This window comes from Spirillospora sp. NPDC052242 (assembly GCF_040679555.1).
Taxonomy (GTDB): Bacteria; Actinomycetota; Actinomycetes; order Streptosporangiales; family Streptosporangiaceae; genus Spirillospora.
The window spans coordinates 147,003-165,530 of the sequence record NZ_JBFAUZ010000010.1; the positions used below are offsets into that span (position 1 = coordinate 147,003).

General features: G+C 73.3%; 17 protein-coding genes. 13 read left to right on the forward strand and 4 right to left on the reverse strand.

From position 1 onward, the window contains the following. Positions 1-2: 2 nt before the first annotated feature. Together hemB and AB0L25_RS11070 are read left to right on the forward strand one after the other, a co-directional pair. The gene (hemB, locus tag AB0L25_RS11065) at positions 3-989 is read left to right on the forward strand and encodes a porphobilinogen synthase (protein WP_500170845.1); all 987 of its coding nucleotides are present in this window, start codon (positions 3-5) and stop codon (positions 987-989) included. Between the two features lie 88 nt (positions 990-1,077). Further along, the gene (locus AB0L25_RS11070; protein WP_500170847.1) at positions 1,078-1,713 is read left to right on the forward strand and encodes a bifunctional DNA primase/polymerase; all 636 of its coding nucleotides are present in this window, start codon (positions 1,078-1,080) and stop codon (positions 1,711-1,713) included. A gap of 48 nt (positions 1,714-1,761) precedes the next feature. Here the strand turns inward: AB0L25_RS11070 and AB0L25_RS11075 are convergent, their stop codons facing one another. Next, positions 1,762-2,430 carry a TetR/AcrR family transcriptional regulator gene (locus AB0L25_RS11075; protein ID WP_500170849.1) on the reverse strand — a complete coding sequence of 223 codons (669 nt, stop codon included), beginning with the start codon at positions 2,428-2,430 and terminating at the stop codon, positions 1,762-1,764. A 167-nt stretch (positions 2,431-2,597) separates the two neighbouring features. On the opposite strand from AB0L25_RS11075, the gene AB0L25_RS11080 reads away from it, so the two are divergent. Next, the gene (locus AB0L25_RS11080; protein ID WP_500170851.1) at positions 2,598-3,863 is read left to right on the forward strand and encodes an oxygenase MpaB family protein; all 1,266 of its coding nucleotides are present in this window, start codon (positions 2,598-2,600) and stop codon (positions 3,861-3,863) included. A gap of 79 nt (positions 3,864-3,942) precedes the next feature. On the opposite strand, the gene AB0L25_RS11085 is transcribed toward AB0L25_RS11080, so the two are convergent. Next, the gene (locus AB0L25_RS11085; protein ID WP_500170853.1) at positions 3,943-5,619 is read right to left on the reverse strand and encodes a serine/threonine-protein kinase; all 1,677 of its coding nucleotides are present in this window, start codon (positions 5,617-5,619) and stop codon (positions 3,943-3,945) included. A gap of 147 nt (positions 5,620-5,766) precedes the next feature. On the opposite strand from AB0L25_RS11085, the gene hemL reads away from it, so the two are divergent. After that, positions 5,767-7,056 carry a glutamate-1-semialdehyde 2,1-aminomutase gene (gene hemL / locus AB0L25_RS11090; protein WP_500170854.1) on the forward strand — a complete coding sequence of 430 codons (1,290 nt, stop codon included), beginning with the start codon at positions 5,767-5,769 and terminating at the stop codon, positions 7,054-7,056. Here hemL and AB0L25_RS11095 read toward each other — a convergent pair. Together AB0L25_RS11095 and AB0L25_RS11100 are read right to left on the reverse strand one after the other, a co-directional pair. Then, positions 7,053-7,505 carry a dihydrodipicolinate synthase family protein gene (locus AB0L25_RS11095; protein ID WP_500170856.1) on the reverse strand — a complete coding sequence of 151 codons (453 nt, stop codon included), beginning with the start codon at positions 7,503-7,505 and terminating at the stop codon, positions 7,053-7,055. The genes hemL and AB0L25_RS11095 overlap by 4 nt on opposite strands. Positions 7,506-7,510: 5 nt before the next feature. Next, complete coding sequence (locus tag AB0L25_RS11100; protein ID WP_500170858.1) at positions 7,511-8,401, reverse strand: EamA family transporter; 891 nt, start codon at positions 8,399-8,401, stop codon at positions 7,511-7,513. 73 nt (positions 8,402-8,474) lie between these two features. Between AB0L25_RS11100 and AB0L25_RS11105 the strand changes: the two genes are divergently transcribed. The 9 genes from AB0L25_RS11105 to resB all read left to right on the forward strand — a co-directional run bounded on the left by AB0L25_RS11105 (position 8,475) and on the right by resB (position 18,528). Further along, complete coding sequence (locus AB0L25_RS11105; RefSeq protein WP_500170860.1) at positions 8,475-9,371, forward strand: LysR family transcriptional regulator; 897 nt, start codon at positions 8,475-8,477, stop codon at positions 9,369-9,371. Positions 9,372-9,653: 282 nt separating this feature from the next. Beyond that, complete coding sequence (locus AB0L25_RS11110) at positions 9,654-10,664, forward strand: DUF418 domain-containing protein (protein WP_500170862.1); 1,011 nt, start codon at positions 9,654-9,656, stop codon at positions 10,662-10,664. After that, positions 10,661-11,893 carry a sensor histidine kinase gene (locus AB0L25_RS11115; RefSeq protein WP_500170864.1) on the forward strand — a complete coding sequence of 411 codons (1,233 nt, stop codon included), beginning with the start codon at positions 10,661-10,663 and terminating at the stop codon, positions 11,891-11,893. Before AB0L25_RS11110 ends, AB0L25_RS11115 begins: the two co-directional genes overlap by 4 nt. Further along, a complete protein-coding gene (locus tag AB0L25_RS11120; RefSeq protein ID WP_500170865.1) occupies positions 11,890-12,561 on the forward strand; it encodes a response regulator in 672 nt (223 codons plus the stop codon). The genes AB0L25_RS11115 and AB0L25_RS11120 overlap by 4 nt, the downstream gene beginning before the upstream one ends. Positions 12,562-12,642: 81 nt before the next feature. After that, entirely contained in the window at positions 12,643-14,568 is a 1,926-nt protein-coding gene (locus AB0L25_RS11125) for a serine/threonine-protein kinase (protein WP_500170867.1), read from the forward strand. Between the two features lie 239 nt (positions 14,569-14,807). Beyond that, positions 14,808-15,446, forward strand: a complete 639-nt coding sequence (locus tag AB0L25_RS11130) for a histidine phosphatase family protein (protein ID WP_500170869.1) — start codon at positions 14,808-14,810, stop codon at positions 15,444-15,446. Positions 15,447-15,495: 49 nt separating this feature from the next. After that, positions 15,496-16,080, forward strand: a complete 585-nt coding sequence (locus AB0L25_RS11135; RefSeq protein ID WP_500170871.1) for a TlpA family protein disulfide reductase — start codon at positions 15,496-15,498, stop codon at positions 16,078-16,080. 14 nt (positions 16,081-16,094) lie between these two features. Then, a complete protein-coding gene (locus tag AB0L25_RS11140; RefSeq protein WP_500170873.1) occupies positions 16,095-16,829 on the forward strand; it encodes a cytochrome c biogenesis CcdA family protein in 735 nt (244 codons plus the stop codon). A gap of 1 nt (position 16,830) precedes the next feature. Beyond that, positions 16,831-18,528, forward strand: coding sequence for a cytochrome c biogenesis protein ResB (resB, locus tag AB0L25_RS11145; RefSeq protein ID WP_500170875.1), 1,698 nt, complete (start codon positions 16,831-16,833; stop codon positions 18,526-18,528).

Here is an 18,528-nt window from a genome sequence, read left to right on the forward strand (position 1 = left end):
CGATGACCGCACAGTTCCCCGCCGCGCGGCCCCGCCGGCTGCGCCGCACCCCGGCGCTGCGCCGGATGGTGGCCGAGACGCGGCTGAGCCCCGCCGACCTCGTGCTGCCGATGTTCGTCAAGGAGGGCATCGACGCGCCGCAGCCCGTCGCGTCCATGCCGGGCGTGTACCAGCACACCCGCGACAGCCTGCGCAAGGCGGCGCACGACGCCGTCGAGGCGGGCGTCGGCGGGCTCATCCTGTTCGGGATCCCCGCCGTGAAGGACGGCGAGGGCTCGGCCGCCGACGACCCGGCGGGCATCGTGCAGCTCGCGCTGCGCGACCTGGTCTCCGACCTCGGCGACTCGACCGTCCTCATGACGGACCTGTGCCTCGACGAGTACACCGACCACGGGCACTGCGGCCTCCTCACCCAGTCGGGCGACATCGACAACGACGCGACCCTCCGGCGCTACGCGTCCATCGCCGTCGCGCAGGCCGCCGCCGGGGCGGCCGTCGTCGGCCCGTCCGGCATGATGGACGGCCAGGTCGGCGCGATCCGGGAGGCGCTCGACGGCGCCGGGTACGCCGACGTCGCGATCATGGGGTACTCGGTGAAGTACTCGTCCGCCTTCTACGGCCCGTTCCGGGACGCGGCCGAGTGCGCGCCGCAGTTCGGTGACCGCTCCACCCACCAGCAGGACCCGGCGAACGCCGACGAGTCCCTCCGCGAGGTGTTCCTCGACCTCGACGAGGGCGCCGACATGGTCATGGTGAAGCCCGCGGGCGCGTACCTGGACATCATCCGCCGGGTCCGCGACGCCGTCGACGTGCCCGTCGCCGCGTACCAGGTCAGCGGCGAGTACGCGATGATCGAGGCCGCCGCCGAGAAGGGCTGGCTGGACCGGGAGCGGACGATCATGGAGTCGCTGCTGTCGATCCGCCGTGCGGGCGCCGACATCGTGCTCACCTACTGGGCGACCGAGGTGGCGCGCCGCCTCACCGCGTAACGCGTTCGGGCCTTTTCCGGGGGTTGCCGTGCCGGGCCCGTGCTCCCCGAGGCATCATCGGTACAGGAACTCGCTTTGGGGGGCGCACATGCTGGCGGTGTCGGGGTACAGGCGGAACAAGGCGGCGCGCGAGCGGATGCTCACGGCGGCCCTCGGCTACGCCGGCCTCGGCTGGCCCTGCGTACCCGGGGCGCACGCCCCCGTCGGGGGCGACCGCGCCTGCTCCTGCGACCGCGTCGGCTGTCCCGACCCCGCCGCCCATCCCGTCTCCGCCACCTGGGGCCTCCAGGCCAGCGTGGACGCCGACGTGCTGAAACGCTGGTGGGCCGACCGCCCCCAGGCCGGGATCATCCTGCCGACCGGCCGCGTCTTCGACGTCCTCGACATCCCCGCCGACGCCGGGTACCGCGCCCTCGCCCGGATCGAGCGCGACGACCTGCCCGTCGGCCCCGTCGCCGCGGTCGGCGCCGAGCGCCTGCTGTTCTTCGTCACCACCCGCGGCGCCCCCGTCGACGAGGACGAGTGGTGGTCGTGCCACCTCGACTGCTCGCCGGAGGACGTCGCCGAGACCCCCGGGATGCGCTGGCACTGCCGCGACAGCTACGTCGTCGCACCGCCGACCGTCCTGCCCTACGGGCGCGAGACCACGTGGGTCCGGCCGCCCCAGACCCCCCTTCCCGACCCGCTGCGCCTGCTAGAGGTCCTCTCCGACGCGGTGGGCTGAGCCGCGGTGGGCTGAGCCCGCCCCCGAGACGGGCCCGGCCCGCGACGGTCAGCCCTGGAGCATCGGCACCAGGAAGCGGCGGGCCACCATGGCGAGCTGCTCGTCGTCGTCGAGGTCGATGACCAGGCTCGGGATCGCCAGGAACGACGCGGAGACGCGGACCATCATCTCGGCCACGAGGTCGATGTCGAGGCCGTCCGGGACGTTGCCGGCGCGCTGCTCGCGGCGGAGCTGCCCGGCGACGAACTGCCGGACGACCGCGAGCGTCTGCCCGCCGTCGCTGACCATGGACGGGACGAGCCAGTCCGGTTCGGCGCTGATCAGCCCGCCGATCAGCGGGTTGCGCTGGATGGCGCGCAGCGAGCTGACGAAGCCCAGCACGACCCGGTCGGCGGCGGTCTCGGCGCGCTGTATGTCGACGAGGAACTGGTCGAAGTAGCGGCGCAGCTCGCGCCGTACCACCTGTTCGACCAGCGCGTCCTTCGTGGCGAACCGCCGGTACACCGTGATCCGCGAGACTCCCGCGCGCTTCGCCACGTCCTCCATGGTGGAGCGCTGGACGCCCATCCGGGAGAACTGCTCGCACGCGGCGTCCAGGACGCGGGCACGGGTCTCGTCGGGATCGTCGACCCGTTCGACGGCGTCGGTGTAGGCGCGTTCGAGCAACGACTCGGGACCTGAGGCCGCCACGAGGGCGGAGACCTGCTCAGAGTCCACGTTTCCTCCCAAGAGGGCTGATAGTTCTCTTCTCGCCAGTAATTACATCAAATCGGGTCTTGTTTCGGCTGAATCCGTGTGCTGTTATTGGTCTGCCACCGATGATACACAGATGCAAACCATGTATCAGCGTATCAGCGGATGCTCACCCCGAGGAGGACGATGGCATGGACGAACTCAGCAGGCGGAAGATGCTGGCGGCGGGCGGGACGCTGGGTGCGCTCGGCGCGCTGAGCGTCGCGACGCCCGCGCACGCGAGCACACTGTGGACCTGGTCCCCCAAGGGGTCGGTGGCGGGCGCGGGGCAGGGCGCCGACCCCAAGGGCGTCTGGGACGACGAGGTCGACCGGATCGTCGCCTCGATCATCCAGAGCGGGCACACGGCGGCGGTCAACCGGGAACTGCGCAAGTGGACCAAGAACGGTCAGTCGCTCTCCAGCGCGCTGCCGTCGGAACTGCGCAACTTCATGGAACGGGCCCGGCAGATGCCGTCCTGGGCCGACGAGAGCAAGCTCGACGTCGCGACGAACTTCAACGAGAAGCGCGGGCTCTACCTCGGCGTCACCTACGGCTTCGCCAGCGGGATGATGAGCACCGTCATCCCCCGCGAGGCGCGCGCCGTGTACTACTCCAAGGGCGGCGCGGACATGCGCGACCGCATCACCAAGACCGCCAAGCTCGGATACGACATCGGCACCTCGAACGCCTACCGGGACGACGGCGAGATGGTCGTCACCTGCGTCAAGACGCGGCTGGCGCACGCGGGCGTGCGCCACCTGCTGCCGCAGTCCCCGCACTGGACGAAGGTCGCCGACGAGGACAAGCCGATCAGCCAGGCCGACATGATGGTCACCTGGCACAGCCTGCCGACGACCGTCATGCAGAATTTGAAGAAGTGGAAGGTGCCGATCCCGGAGAACGAGTCCGCGGCGTTCCTCCACTCGTGGCAGCTCTGCGCCTACATGCTCGGGATCAAGGAGGAGTACATCCCGAACTCGTGGGCGGAGGCCGACTCGCAGGCCGCGCAGGTCCTGACGCCGATCCTCGCGCCGACGCCCGAGGGCATCAAGCTCGCCGACATGCTGCTCAACCTCGGCACGATCATCCCGGGCGGCCCCCTCAAGTACGTCACCAAGCCCATCCTCGGCGCGCTCACCCGCTACGTGCTCGGCGACGAGATCGCCGGCTGGCTGAAGATCCCCCGGGAGCCGTTCTGGGACGCGGTCTTCGAGACGGCCTGGGAGCCGTTCATCGCCGTCCGCGAGGGCCTGCTCTCGCTCGAGGACGCCCCCGGCGTCCTGCAGAAGGTCTACTGGGCCTTCGACGAGATCCTCCGCCTCGGCGCCCTGCTCGTCCTGTCGGGCGGCGACCTGCCGATCAGCATCCAGATCCCCGACGCCAACAACCCGAACTACCCGGACGGCGGCTCCTGAGCAGGTAGCCGTACCCGAACGGCGGGCCCCCGGAATCGCGCCGGATTCCGGGGGCCCGCGGCATGCCTAGCGGGGGCGCCTAGCGGGGCGCCTTCACGTCCTTGCGGCCCCAGTCGGCGTACGTCGTCTGCAGGACGGCGTGCTTCGCCTTCGGCGCCCCGGCGCGCAGCCACAGCGCCGCGGGCCGGTTCAGCCGGTCGAGCCGGATCGCGAAGTCGACGGACGCGGCACCGGTCGTCCGGGTGAGGGACGCGTACAGCGGGCCGACGTTCGGGACCTGCGCGAGCGCCGCCGCGGGCGCCACGCCCTTGTAGACGTCCCCGTCCTTGCGCAGCTCGGACGCCGTGCGCAGCAGCGAGGTCACGGTCGCGACCGAGCTGCCCCGGCGGACCTGCTCGGTCAGCGCGGCGTACGGGTGGTTCGCCGGCAGCGGCCGCCACTTGCGCGACACCTCGCCGTGGACCCGGTCGCCGACCACGACGGTGTTGCCCGCGCTCTTCGTCTCGCCCGTGCCCCGGACCGTCATCGCGTAGGACGGGAGGGCGCCCGGCACCACCGCGAACGTCCCCTTCGCCCGGACGGCGCCGTCGCCGTCCCGCGCGAAGTCGAACTTCGCGCCCGGGGCCTGCGCGGTCGCCTGCTCGATCTGAGCGACGAGCGGCGCCGGGTCCACGCCGCCCTTCGGCAGGACCGGCTGCGGGCTGGTGCTCTGCTGCGCCGGGGTGGGCGGCGCGGCGACCGGCGCGGGATCCTCGCCGCCGGTCAGCATCGGCACCGCCACGGCCGCCCCCGCGATCACCGCGAGGGTCGCGACGCCCGCCGCGATCCAGCGCGTCCGGGACCCGCGGCCCGGCTGGGCCGCCGCCGCCACGATCGCGTTGCGGCCCGTCCCGCGGGACGACTTCTTCGGCTCGGGACGCCGCGCCGCCTCGGCGGCCAGCTCGGTGAGCCGCCCGCGGCCCTGCGCCTCCCAGGACGGCCCGTACGCGGAGATCGCGGCCTCTTCGAGCGCGGTGATGAAGTCCGCGACGGACGCCGGCCGGTCCGCCGGGTCCTTCGCGAGGCCCTGCCGCAGGAGGCCGCGGAGCGGCCCGGGGACCTCCTCGACGGGGATCGGCCCCTCCCGGTGCAGCCGCGCCATGTTGCGCCCGGCGAACGGCGGCCGCCCGGTGAGGCACTCGAAGAACACGGCGGTCGCGGCGTACACGTCGGTCGCGACGGTCGCGGGCGCGCCCTCCCACAGCTCGGGCGCCGCGTACGGCGCGGCGGCCTGCGCCTCCGTGCCCGGCGGCGCGAGCGCGAAGTCGCCCACCACCGCGTTGCCCCGCTCGTCCACGAGCACGTCGGACGGGCGCACCGTGCCGTGCACGACCTCGCGCTCGTGCGCCGCCGCGAGCCCGAGCAGCATCCCGCCGAGCGTGGACAGCGCCGCGAGCGGCCCGACGGGCCCCTGCACGGCCAGGACACGGCGCAGGCTCACGCCCTCGACGTGCTGCATCACGAGCGCCGCCCCCTCGGCGGCGGTCACGAAGTCATAGACGTCGACGACGTTGGGGTCCTCGACCTGCGTGAGCGTGCGCGCCCGCTCGCTGAACCGCGCCATGAACGACGGGTCGTCGACGAGCCGCCGGTCCAGGTACCTGATCGCGACCCGGGTGCCGGTGGTGTCGTCGACCGCCAGTGCCACCCCGCCGGATGCGCCGCCGCCCAGTTCCCGTTCGTGCGTGAAGCCCGGGACCGTCCAGCCGTCGACCACGTTGAAAAACACTCCTCGATACGGCTGATCGCCGGTGAAAGGGGAAAGGCGCCGGAACGGGCGCCGATGTCGTCACTTGGTGGAATATAGGCCCGTGCCCGGCGAGGTCAAGGCAAGTCGCCGAACTGCAACTGAGAGGATGGATCCGTGACAGGAACCGATCGCTCCCAGCAGTTGTTCGAGCGTGCCGGCGGGGTCGTCCCGGGCGGCGTGAACTCGCCGGTCCGGGCCTTCGGGGCCGTCGGCGGCACGCCGCGCTTCATGACGTCCGCGCGCGGCCCGTACCTGACCGACGCGGACGGCAACGAGTACGTCGACCTCGTCTGCTCGTGGGGCCCGATGATCCTCGGGCACGCGCACCCCGCCGTCGTCGACGCCGTCCGCGCGGCCGCCGCGCGCGGGACGTCCTACGGCGCGCCCACGCCGGGCGAGGTGGAGCTCGCCGAGGAGATCACCGCCCGCGCCCCGGTGGAGAAGGTGCGGCTGGTGAACTCCGGCACCGAGGCGACGATGTCGGCGATCCGGCTGGCGCGCGGGTTCACGTCCCGCCCGAAGGTGGTGAAGTTCGCGGGCTGCTACCACGGGCACGTCGACTCCCTGCTCGCCGCCGCGGGCTCCGGCGTCGCCACGTTCGGCCTCCCCGACACGCCCGGCGTGACGGGCGCGACGACCGCGGACACGATCGTCCTGCCGTACAACGACGTCGCCGCCGTGGAGCTCGCGTTCGACGAGCACGGCCACGACATCGCGTGCGTGATCACCGAGGCGGTGCCCTGCAACATGGGCGTCGTCCCGCCGCTGCCCGACTTCAACGCCCTCCTCAAGCGGCTCTGCGAACGGTACGGCGCCCTCCTCGTCATCGACGAGGTGCTCACCGGCTTCCGCGCGTCCCGCTCCGGCTGGTACGGGCTGGAGGGCGTCGCGGGCGACCTCGTGACGTACGGGAAGGTCATGGGCGGCGGGCTGCCCGCCGCCGCGTTCGGCGGCCGCGCCGACATCATGGACCGCCTCGCCCCCGCCGGTCCCGTCTACCAGGCCGGCACCCTCTCCGGGAACCCGCTCGCGACCGCCGCCGGCCTCGCCACCCTCCGCAACGCGACCGACGACGTCTACGCCGCGATCGACGCGAGCGCCGCGACCGTCCTGAAGGCCGCGTCCGAGGCCCTCGCGAAGGAGGGCGTCCCGCACCGCCCGCAGAACGCCGGGAACCTCTTCTCGATCTTCTTCACCGACGAGCCGGTCGGCGACTTCGCCGCCGCCCAGCGCCAGGACTCCCGGGCCTACGCGGCGTTCTTCCACGCGATGCTGGAGCGCGGCGTGTACCTGCCGCCGTCCGCGTTCGAGGTCTGGTTCCTGTCCGCCGCGCACGACGACGCGGCGATCTCCCGCGTCCTCGACGCCCTCCCGCACGCCGCCCGCGCGGCGGCGCGCGCCTAGGGGAGCGCCTTCAGGGCCCGTTCGACGTTCTCCGGCCGGGGCGCGCGCAGCGGCGCGCGCACCGCCGGGTCGTCGATGACGCCCAGCTCCGCGAGGCACGCCTTCAGCACGCTCGGCGACGGCTCCGCGAACAGGGCGTCCACCAGCGGCAGCAGCGCGCCGTGCAGCTCCCGGCCCCGCTCGCCGCCGGCCCGCGCCAGCTCCGCGAACGCCCCCGGCGCCAGGCACGCGGACGCGGTCACGCCCCCGGACGCGCCCAGCCGCATCATCGGGTACAGGTAGGCGTCGTCCCCCGCCAGAACCGCCTTGCCCGTACCGGCCGCGAGCAGCGCGACGAGCCCCGCGGCGCCGCCGTCCAGGCACCGCGCCGCCAGCCGCTCCAGCGACCCCTCGTCCACCTCGCCGCCCGCGAACGGCGTCACCAGCGACGCGAACACTCCTCGGAACACGATCATCACCTCGTCTCGAGCCGGGCCTGCGGCATGCCGCGCGGCCGCACCGAACCGGCGGCCACGCCCGCCACCACCAGAGCCGCGCCCGCCAGCTGCACCCCCGTGACGCGCTCGCCGAGCAGCGCCGCCGCCGAGACGAGCCCGAACGGCGGCACGAGCAGCGAGTACATCGCGACCGTCCCCGCCTCGTACCGGCGCATCAGCCACCCCCACGCGCCGAAGCAGAACAGCGTCGACACGTAGGCGATGAACAGCAGCGACCCGACACCGCCCCACGTGGCGTCCCGGACGGCCCCGGGCAGGGCGCCCGTCCCCTCGAAGACCAGCGAGAGCCCCAGCAGCGGCGGCACCGGGACGAGCGACATCCAGACCATGAACGCGAACGGATCGACGTCCCCGGCCTTCCGCATCCGCCGCATCGCCACGTTGCCGAGCCCCCACCCGGCCGCGCCGCCGAGGCACACGGCGAACGCCGCCGCGGACCCCGTCCCCTGCGCCGTCCCGAGGACCGCCACACCGCCGAACGCGACCGCCATGCCCGCGACCTGCGAGAGCCCGAGCCGCTCGCGCAGCAGGACCACCGCGAACAGCGCCGTGAACATGGCCTGCGCCTGCAGCACGACCGACGCGAGCCCCGCCGGCATCCCCAGCTCCATGCCGAGGAACAGCAGCCCGAACTGGCCGACCCCCAGCGGCAGCCCCACGAGCAGGAACCACCGGACGGGCACCGCCGGGCGCCGCACGACGAACACCGCGGGCACGGCCGCCGCCGCGAACCGCAGCGCGGCCATCAGGAACGGCGGGAAATCGTCCAGGGCTATGCTGATCGGGACGAAGTTGAAGCCCCAGATCGCGGCGACCAGCGTCGCCAGCAGGACGTGACGCGGACTCATACGCGCATCATCGGCACCCGCCATCTTTAAGCACAAGCTAGAAGTTCTCGACCCTTCGCTTTAGGGTTGCTTCATGCTCGATCTGGAACGGCTGCGCGCCCTGCACTCCGTGGCGACCTACGGCTCGGTCAGCGCCGCCGCCGACGTCCTGCACGTCACCACGTCCGCCGTCTCCCAGCAGCTCGCCAAGCTCGAACGCGAGACCGGCCAGAAACTCCTCGAGCGCAACGGCCGCGGCGTCCGCCTCACCGACGCCGCCGAACTCCTCGTCGCCCACGCCGAACGCATCCTCTCCCTCGTCGAGCAGGCCCAGGCCGACCTCGAGGCCCACCGCGGCTCCGTCGTCGGCCAGCTCACCCTCGCCGCCTTCCCCACCGCCGCCCGCGGCCTCGTCCCGGGCGCCCTCCGCCGCCTCCGCGCCGACCACCCCGACCTGCGCGTCCTCCTCCGCGAGGAGGACCCGATGCAGAGCATGCCGCTCGTCCTGCGCGGCGACCTCGACATGGCCGTCGTCCAGGACTGGAACAACGAGCCCCTCCCGCTCCCCGACGGCCTCCAGAAAGCCGCGATCTGCGAGGACGTCGCCGACGTCGCCCTCCCCGCCGACCACCCCCTCGCCGGCCGCGACGCCGTCGACCTCAAAGAACTCGCGGGCGACCCCTGGATCAGCTCCTCGCCCGACAGCATCTGCTGCGACTGGCTCCTGCGCACCCTCCGCGCCGTCGACAGCGAACCCCGCATCGTCCACATGGCCTACGAGTTCGCCACCCAGCTCGCCCTCGTCGGCGCCGGCCTCGGCAACTCGATCCTCCCCCGGATGGGCCGCTGCGACGTCCCGCCCGGCGTCGCGATCGTCCCCCTCTCCGCCCCCCTCTACCGCCGCGTCTACGCCGTCTGGCGCGAGAAAGCCACCCGCCGCCCCGCCATCCGCGCTGTGCTTTCTGCGTTGCCCTTGGCGTCGGGCCGCTAGGCGGCCCTCCTTCAACGGGCAACGCGGCGATTGCTGCATCGCTCCGACTCGCCCGGGGGCTCGCTGCGCGATCAGGTTCTCGCTTCGCTCGCACCTGCCTTCGGACGCAATCGCAGTGTTTCGGGTCCGCTCTGGCTGGGGTGGGGCTGAGGTAGGCGGGTCCGGACTGTCGGCGGGGTCGGTCGGTCTGGTTTCGCGGAGGTGCGTTGGGTCTTGGGGCGGAACGGGGGCGGTCCCTGCGGCCGAAGCGGTGCGCGGGCGGGCGGGGCGACCATGGCCCGCATGACCACGATCACGCAGCCGGACACGGCGGCCGCGCCGGTCCGGCCGGAACGGCGGATCGCCGCGCTGGACGACCTGCGCGGCTTCGCCCTCTGGGGGATCATCTTCATCAACATCCCGCAGACGCTCGAGATGTTCGACTACGCCGGGCAGTTGCCCGACGTCCTGCGGGTGTTCTTCCTGGGCCGGTTCTATCCGATCTTCTACCTGCTGTTCGGCATCGGGTTCGGGATCTTCCTGCGCTCCGCGCGGCGGCGCTCGCCGCGTCCCCGGGTGCTGCTGCTGCGGAGGTTCGCGGCGCTGGGGTGCGCGGGCGCACTGCTCCACCTGATCCAGCCCGGCGAGGTGCTCCTGCCCTTCGCCGTGACCGGAGTACTGGTGCTCCTCCCGTTCAGCTACCTGGAGGGACGGGCCCTGCTCGCGGCCGGCGGCGTGCTGACCGTCCTCGGCGTGCTGGCGGGGGTCGGCGGGCTCGGGCTGCTGCCGGGGCTGTTCGTGCTGGGGTTCGCGCTCGCGGACCTGGACGCCCCCGCGAAGATGACGCGGTCGGCGGGGCCGCTGCTCGTGACCGGGCTCGCCGCGGTCGTGACCGGCACGTCGGCCTGGGTGCTGATCGCGATGGACCTGCCCGACATCGCCCAGATCCGGCTCGGACTGATGTTCTCGCTGTCGATGGCCACCGGCTACCTGTTCCTCTTCCTGCTGGCGCTCCGGACGCCCGCCGGGGCCGCGCTGTCGTGGGTCCTGGGGCCGATGGGGCGGATGGCGCTGACCAACTACGTGACCGCCGCGCTGCTGTTCGTCCCGATCGGAGCGGCCATGGGCCTGCGCGGCTCGTCCGACTGGACGGCGGCGGCGCTGCTCGGGCTCGGCATCCTGGCGGCACAGGCGTCGTTCAGTAACCTGTGGCTCCGGAGGTTCCGCTACGGGCCGCTGGAGTGGGCGTGGCGCTGCGTCACCTACCGGCGGTGGCTGCCGATCCGCGACCGGGAAGAGCTCAGGACGGCATGACAGGACGGGAAGCCCGCGAGGTCCCGCTCCGCTCGGCGGCGCGGGGCGACGTCCTCATCGCGGCCGTGCTGCTGTCCGCCAACCTCGCGCGCATTCCCCACGTCCTGTCGCTGCACCCGGCGGAACCGGACTGGACGGTCGCGCTCGCCTACCTGCTCGCCTGCGTCGACCTGCTGGCCATCGCGGTGCGCCGGTACCGTCCCGCCGTCGCCCTGGCCGCGGCGACGGCGGCGCCCCTGGCGACCACCGCCCTCCCCGTACGGCCCGCACTGATCGGTCTCGGCATCCTGTTCTGCGCCTACACCGTCGCCGTCCGGACGTCCTGGCCGCGGGCCGCGACCATCGTCGGCACCGCCTGCGCCGCCCACCTGGCGGGCGGGCTCGCCGCCGTGGCCGCGGGCGGTTCGGTGGACGGGCTGCTCACCTTCTGGGGCGCGCCCCGGGACGCCTGGACGATGGCGACGGGGGCCGCCGCGGTGTACCTCGTGCCCGCGATGGCGGGGCTGACCGTCCGGACCCGCCGCGTCCACCGCGCCGAGACCGCGGCCCGCATCGAACGCGACCGCGAGGAGCAGGCCGCGGCCGCGGTCGCCGAGGAACGCGCCAGGATCGCCCGGGAACTGCACGACATCGCCGCGCACGACCTGTCGGCGATCGTGGTCCAGGCGGGCGCCGCCGACAGGCTGCTGGACCGCGACCCCGAGGCCGTGCGCGCCACGCTGCGCTCCATCCGGGCGCAGGGCCGCGACACGCTGACCGCCCTGCGCACCATGGTGGGCCTGATGCGCGAGCACGACGAAGAGGCGGACGCCCGGGCGCCGCAGCCGACGGCGGCCCGGCTGGAGGAGGTCGTCCGGCGTTCCCGCGACACCGGGATGGCGATCGAGTTCCGCACCACGGGCGCGCCGCGCCGTCTCCCGGTGACCGTCGACCTGGCGGTCTCCCGGCTCGTCCAGGAAGCCCTGGCCAACGCCCGGGAGCACGCCCCGGGCGCGCCCGTCACCGTGGAAACGGCGTTCGGCGACGCCGCGCTGTGCGTCACCGTCCGCAACGCCGAACCCGACCGGCCGCCCGGCCCGGCCACGGCCGGCCCCGGGCGCGGCCACGGACTCCTCGGCATGCGCGAGCGCGTGCAGCACGCGGGCGGGGACCTGCGCACGGGCCCGCGCCCCGGCGGCGGCTGGCAGGTCACCGCGGCCTTCCCCCTCGACCCGGCGGGCGGGCGATGACGATCCGGGTCCTGATCGTTGACGACCAGGCCGTCGTCCGGGCCGGGTTCCGCACGATCCTGGAGGCCGAGGACGACATCGAGGTCACCGGGGAGGCGGCGGACGGCGCCGACGCCGTCCGGCTCGCCCGGCGGGACCGGCCGGACCTGGTGCTGATGGACGTGCGGATGCCGGTGCTGGACGGCATCGCCGCGACCGAACGGCTGGCCGGCCCGGGCGTCGACGACCCGCTCGCCGTCCTGGTCATCACCACCTTCGACCTGGACGAGTACGTCTTCGAGTCCCTCCGCGGCGGGGCCTGCGGCTTCCTGCTCAAGGACATCGAGCCGGACGAACTGGTGCAGGCCGTCCGCGTCGTGGTCTCCGGCCAGGGGCTCCTCGCCCCGGCGGTCACCCGGCGGCTGATCGCGGAGTACGCCCGCGCCTCCCGCGCGGCCCGGCCCGCCCCGCGCCCGGTGCCCGACCTCACCGCCCGGGAACGGGACATGCTGCTGCTGATCGCGCGCGGGCTGTCCAACGCCGAGATCGCCGCGACCCTCTTCCTCAGCGTCTCGACCGTGAAGACGCACGTGGCCAGGCTGCTCGCGAAGATCGACTGCCGGGACCGGGTGCAGGCCGTCATCTACGCCTACGAGCACGGAATGGTGGAGCCCGGCGCCGCTCCGTGACCTCGTCGCCCCCACGGCCGAACCGACGGCGGGTTCCGGTCGTCCCAACCCAGCGAAGATCACGTTGGTGGGAGGCGGCACGTGTCCGAGTGGACGGTCAGCGGGTACACGGAGGTTCGGGAACTCGGCGCGGGCGCGCAGGGACGGGTCGTCCTGGCGCGGCACGACGCGTCGGGCGCCCCGGCGGCCATCAAGTACCTGATCGGCGCGGACGAGGCCGACCGTGAACGGCTCCGGCACGAGGCCCGGATGCTCGGCCGGGCGGACAGCCCGCACATCGCCCGCCTCTACAGCCTCGTCGAGGGACCGGACGGCGCCGCGATCGTCATGGAGGCGATCGACGGCGTCTCGCTCAAGGAGATCCTCGCCCGCGAGGGCGCGCTCGGCCCCGAGGCGTCCCTCGCCGTCCTCAAGGGCTCCCTCCTCGGGCTCGCCGCCGCGCACTCCCTCGGCGTCGTCCACCGCGACTACAAGCCCGCGAACGTGGTCGTCCCCGCGGACGGCCTGAGCCGCCTCGTCGACTTCGGCATCGCCGCCCCCGCCGGGCAGGAGGCGGGCGGCGCGGGCACCCCGTACTACATGGCGCCCGAGCAGTGGGACCGCCACACGGCCACCCCCGCCACCGACGTGTACGCCGCGACCTGCGTGTTCGTCGAGTGCGCCACCGGCAGCCGTCCCTACACGGGCGACCGCGCCGCCCTCATGCTCGCCCACCGCACCGGCGAGATCCCGCTCGACGCCGTCCCCGAACCCCTCCGCCCGCTCGTCGCCCGCGGCATGGCGAAGTCCCCCGCGGACCGCCCCGCCGCCGCGTCCGCGTTCGTCGAGGAACTCGAGGCCGTCGCCGTCGCGGCCTACGGCCCCGGCTGGGAGCACACCGGCGTCCGCGCCCTCGCCGCCTCCGCCGCCGCACTGGCGTCCCTCTTCCCGATCGCCGCCGCCTTCCTCCCGGGCGCTGCCCAGGGCACGAGCGGCGCCGCAGGCCAAGCCGTCGCCCACGGCGCCGGAGAGGCCGCCGCCCAAGGGGGCGGCCAAGCAGCGGCCGAGACGATCGCGCACGGCGCCGGAGAGGCCGCCGCCCAAGGCGCAGGCCAGGCAGGCGCCCAGGGTGCGGGCCAGGCAGCCGCGCATGGTGCGGGCAAGGCAGCAGCCGGTGGGGCCGGGAAGGCGGTCGCGGCGAAGGCGGGGACCGGCGGGCTGAAGGCGATGCTCGGGATCGGCGCGGCGGCGTGCGGGACGGCCGTCGTGATCGGCGGCGGCGCGGTGGTCGCCATGCAGCAGGGCGACGATTCCGGACGGACGGGCGCGGGGGCGACGGCGAGCCCCTCGCGGACGGTCACCGTCGCGGCGGTGCGGGGCTGCACCCGGATGGCGCCGAACTCCAACGACCCGGACGGGATGTCGCCGCTCACCGAGTCCCCGCCCGCGCCGACCGTCGAGCTGCCCGCGGTGGTGGACATGCCGGACGGCGCGGCCGTCTACTACGTAGGCGGCGGGCACGTGATCGGCCCTGCGGACGGCGAGTGCGACGGCCAGATCGGGGCGTCGAGCGGCCTCCACCGGATCGGCGACCCGCTCGCGGGCGGCAGCGTGTTCGAGTCGTTCAACTGGGCGGACGAATCGGTCGGGGCCATGCACTGCCGCTACTTCCCGGACACGGAACGCGCGGCCGCACGCCGTGCGGCCGTCCCGCAGTGCGACGCGGACGTGCAGCACCGCCAAGAGTTGACCGGCCTCGGGGCGAGGGCCGCCGTGACATCGGGGGTCGCGATGGGGACGGACGCCCCGCCGTCCCCCTACGTCGCCGTCTCGCTCGCGGTGCTGCCGGGCGCCGAAGAACCCTTCATGGTGATCGACTGCGTCATGCCGTGGGAGCGCCGCAACATCTGCAACGCGGCCCTCACGTACTGGCTCGTCCGCCAGACGGCCGACGCCAAGCCCCCGACCGAGGCCCTGCAGAAGGCATCGACCCAGATCGCGAACTTCGTCGAGACCATCCGCCGCTGACCGCACCCCCGTCCCCAGCGAAAGCCACCACCCCGACCACAGCTCCCCAGCCAGAGCGGACCGGAACCACTGCGATTGCGAGCGAAGCCAGGTTCGAGCGAAGCGAGAACCTGATCGCGCAGCGAGCCCCTGGGCGAGTCGGAGCGATGCAGCAATCGCACGCAAGGCCCGTTGAAGGAAGGCCGCCTCGCGGCCTGACGCCGAGGGGCTTGCAAAAACACGGGTACCCTGACGTCGCCATGACTGAGAAGACGATCGTTCACCTGCTGCGGCATGGTGAGGTGCACAATCCGGGCGGAATCCTCTACGGGCGGCTGCCCGGCTACCGGCTGAGCGAGGACGGTCTCCTCATGGCCAAGGCGGCCGCGAAGTGGTTCTCCGATCGGGACGTCACGGCGTTGTTCTCGTCGCCGATGCAGCGGGCGCTCGAGACGGCGGCGCCGCTCGCGGACGCGTTCGATCTGCCGGTGACGGTGGACGATCGGCTGACGGAGGCCGACAACCACTTCGAGGGGCTGACGTTCGGGGTGGGGGCGGGGTCGCTGCGGCGGCCGGAGCACTGGCGGTACCTGGTCAATCCGTTCAAGCCGTCGTGGGGCGAGCCGTACCGGGAGCTGGCGGCGCGGATGCGGGCGGCGGTGATCCGGGCGCGGGATTCGGCGCGCGGGCACGAGGCGGTGTGCGTGAGCCACCAGCTGCCGGTGTGGGTGCTGCGGCTGCACGCGGAGCGGCGCCGGTTGTGGCATCACCCGGTGAAGCGCGAGTGCGGGCTGGCGAGCGTGACGAGCCTGACGTTCGAGGGGAACCGGCTCGTCGAGGTGTCGTACTGCGAGCCCGCCGGGGGGCTGGGCGGGGAGCCCGGTGTCGCGGGCGCCTGAGGGCGCCGGTAGATTGTTGTACTACGACCTGTAGTAGTAGGAGGGTCCGTTGAACCCCCGTGTCTTCCGTGTGCGCGCCGTGGTGGCCGCCGTCGCCCTGTGCGGGCTGCTAGCGGGCTGTGCCGGGACGGACGCGTCGCAGGACGGAGCGGGCGAGAACCGGTTCGTGTCCGGCGACGGGAACGTGACGGAGTACGCGCCGGGCGACCGCGAGTCGGTCGGGACGGTCGCGGGGGAGTTCCTGGACGGGAAGCCGTTCAAGCTGGCGGACTACCGCGGCAAGGTCGTCGTGGTGAACTTCTGGGCGTCGTGGTGCGCGCCGTGCCGCGGTGAGGCGCCGTCGCTGGAGCAGGTGCACAAGGAGAACGAGGCGAAGGGCGCGGCGTTCGTCGGCGTCAACTTCAAGGACTCGAAGCCGAACGCGCAGGCGTTCGAGCGGAACTTCAAGGTGTCGTATCCGAGCGTGTTCGACGCGGACGGGCGGGTGACGCTCGCGTTCCGCGAGGTGCCGCCGAACGCGATCCCGAGCACGCTCGTCCTGGACCGGCAGGGCCGGGTCGCCGCCCGGATCATCGGCGCGACGACGTACAGCAAGCTGAATCCGCTGGTCATCGACGTGCTCGCGGAAAAGTGATCGCGGCGGCCGGGGTGAACGAGACGGTCGTCGGCGGGTCGCTGGTGGCCGCGGCGCCGCTGGCGGCGCTGGCCGGGCTGGTCTCGTTCGTCTCGCCGTGCGTGCTGCCGCTGGTGCCGGGCTACCTGTCGTACGTGACGGGCATGTCGGGCGCGGATCTGGCGGACGAGCGCAAGGGCCGGCTGCTCGCGGGCGTGGTGCTGTTCATCGCGGGGTTCTCGGCGGTGTTCGTCAGCTACGGCGTGCTGTTCGGGGGGCTGGGCCGGTGGCTGCTGGAGTACCAGGAGACGATCACCCGGGTGCTGGGCGTCGTGACGATCGTGTTCGGGCTGGCGTTCATGGGCCTGATCCCGGGGCTGCAGCGGACGGTGAAGTCGGGACGGCTTCCCGCGGCGGGGCTCGCGGGGGCGCCGGTGCTGGGGGTGTTGTTCGGGCTGGGCTGGACGCCGTGCATCGGGCCGACGCTGGGCGCGGTGCAGAGCCTCGCGATCACGGAGGCGAGCGCGGGACGCGGCGCACTGCTGTCGCTCGCGTACTGTCTGGGGCTCGGGCTGCCGTTCGTGGCGGCGGCGCTGGCGTACCGGCGGGCGCTGGGGGCGTTCGGGGCGGTGAAGCGGCACTACCCGCTGGTGATGCGGACGGGCGGCGGCATGCTGGTGCTGCTCGGGGTGCTGCTGGTGAGCGGCCTGTGGGGGGACATGACCATCGAGCTGAGGTCGTGGATCAGCGGCTTCGAACCGGTTATCTGACATGAGCGACACTGAGATCGAGAGCGGTACGCGCCCGCCGGAGGCGCGGCAGGCGGCGCAGGACGCGCCGCGGCCGAAGGGGATCGGCCCGCTGGGCTGGCTGCGCTGGGCGTGGCGGCAGCTCACGACGATGCGGACGGCGCTGATCCTGCTGTTCCTGGTGGCGCTGGGCTCCGTGCCGGGGTCGGTGTTCCCGCAGCGCGGGCAGGCCCCCGAGGACGTCGCGCTGTATCTGGAAGAGCACAAGACGGTCGGGCCGTGGCTCGACAGGTTCTCGATGTTCGACGTGTTCGCGGCGCCGTGGTTCGCCGCGATCTACATCCTGCTGTTCGTGTCGCTGGCGGGGTGCGTCGTCCCGAGGGCCGCGAAGCATTACCGGTCGATGCGGGCGCGTCCCCCGGCGGCGCCGCGGAACCTGAAGCGGCTGCCGCAGTCGGCGTCGTTCGAGACCGACGCCGCGGCGGAGGACGTCCTGGAGGACGCGCGGAAGGCGCTGCGCGGCAAGCGGTTCCGGGTGGACGTCGACGGCGGCGCGGTGGCGGCGGAGAAGGGCTACCTGGGGGAGACCGGCAACCTGGTCTTCCACCTGGCGCTGCTGGCGCTGCTGTTCGCGCTAGGCCTCGGGAACCTGTTCGGCTACCGGGGCAACATCCTGCTGACCGAGGACGACACGTTCGCGAACTCGCTCAGCCTCTACGACCAGTTCGAGCCGGGACGGGTGTTCAGCTCGGACGACCTTCCGCCGTTCACCGTCCGGCTGGAGGACTTCCAGGCCGAGTACCAGCAGGAGGGCGAGAGCCGGGGGCAGGCGACCGACTTCACCGCGAAGGTCCACTACCGGGACGACCCGCAGGGCGCGGAGAAGGCGTACGACCTGAAGGTCAACCACCCGCTGATGGTGGGCGGCGCGAAGGTCTACCTGCTGAACCACGGTTACTCGCCGGTGTTCACGGTCAAGGACGCGAACGGGAACGTGGCGTTCCAGGACGCGGTGCCGTTCCTGCCGATGGAGACCCGCAACTACACGTCCGAGGGCGTCATCAAGGCGCCGGACGCGCAGCCGGAGCAGCTCGCGTTCTACGCGATCCTGTGGCCGACGGCGGTCGCGACGGAGGACGGGAAGCAGATCGTGTCGGCGTTCCCGGCGCCGCTGCGGCCGGTCGTGACGATCAGTTCGTTCAAGGGCGACATCGGCCTGGACGAGGGCACGCCGCAGTCGGTCTACAAGCTGGAGGGCATCGGCGAGACCCTGCAGCCGATCAGGGACGGGCAGAAGCTGCTGGAGCCCGGCGACACGTTCGAGCTGCCGAACGGGGCCGGTTCGATCAAGTTCGAGGGCGTCCGGGAGTGGGCGAGCCTGTCGGTGAACCGGGACCCGGGCCGCATCCCCGCGCTGGTCGCGTCGATCCTCGCGGTCGCGGGCGTGGTGGCGTCCTTCATGGTGCGCCGGCGCAGGGTGTGGGTCCGTGCGGCCGCCGGGAAGGGCGGGCGTACGGTGGTCGAGGTCGGCGGTCTCACGCTGGGGAGCCCGACCTCGGAGTTCGATGACATCGTGGCCGCGCTGCGCGGCCCCGAGCGGGACGGGCCCGGTGCGGGCCCGGACGAGGGCGGACCCGACGCGGAGCCCGTCGACGACGGGCAGGGCGCCGAGCCCGGCGCCGGCCGGGAGACCGGTCCGGCGGACGAATCGAAGGAGTGA